The organism is Tritonibacter sp. SIMBA_163, from assembly GCF_046535935.1.
Lineage (GTDB): Bacteria > Pseudomonadota > Alphaproteobacteria > Rhodobacterales > Rhodobacteraceae > Epibacterium > Epibacterium scottomollicae.
In genome coordinates this window covers 1-258 of the sequence record NZ_JAWJBP010000757.1, presented here as the reverse complement: position 1 = coordinate 258, position 258 = coordinate 1, and the positions used below count along the sequence as shown (strand labels likewise).

The window sequence follows — 258 nt, the reverse complement described above, 5'->3', positions numbered from 1 at the left end:
GATGTGGGAGTTGAGGGGCTTTCGACAACCACATCTTCTCCTGAGGAAGAAGAGGAGGGGCTATCAATGGGAATGGTATCTACAATCACTTCTGGGATCGTTTCGGGTGCTTGACTGAGAAGGGGAGAAAAAGAGGCTTGATTTTCCGGTAAGTTGAGATCAAGCAGAAATGAGGATAAAGGTTGTGCCTTAACAGGAACATTAAGACTCCCGAATGCAACTGCTAATGCAGACAAACTCAGGCTGAGAGAGCGTAAC

The 258-nt window shown here is 46.9% G+C and carries 1 protein-coding gene; it reads right to left on the bottom strand.

Annotation, left to right across the window (positions count from 1 at the left end; genetic code table 11):
• Window positions 1-258, bottom strand: a 258-nt coding sequence (locus R0J92_RS24355) for a hypothetical protein (RefSeq protein ID WP_411053577.1), incomplete at both ends; no start/stop codon positions are given.